The organism is Collinsella aerofaciens, assembly GCF_032584215.1.
Lineage (GTDB): Bacteria > Actinomycetota > Coriobacteriia > Coriobacteriales > Coriobacteriaceae > Collinsella.
Map to the genome: position 1 here is coordinate 1 of NZ_JAWHPN010000167.1, position 253 is coordinate 253.

The following is a 253-nucleotide window of genomic DNA, read 5'->3' on the forward strand; positions in this document are numbered from 1 at the left end:
ACCCGATCGGAGCATAGTTCCGTTAGCGCAGTTGGTGAAAGTACGTTAGCGGGGTCGGCGAAAGCGCATTAGCGCATTCGGCGAGATACGTTTGCGAAAGTGGTCATTTTTAGATTAGCGCTAACAGTCTTCGTCATGCCGCCGTCGACGACGGCGGAGGCGGCGGCGACCTTCTGCTCGTATGTGTACCTGCCCTGCTTTCCGTCCATGCGCAGCAGCACCTCGCTCCCGAATGCGCGGTATATCTCCTGCC

General features: G+C 58.1%; 1 pseudogene. It reads right to left on the reverse strand.

What is annotated here, in order from left to right:
* Positions 1–68: 68 nt before the first annotated feature.
* Positions 69–253: pseudogene (locus tag RX395_RS10225) on the reverse strand (helix-turn-helix domain-containing protein); the annotation flags it as partial.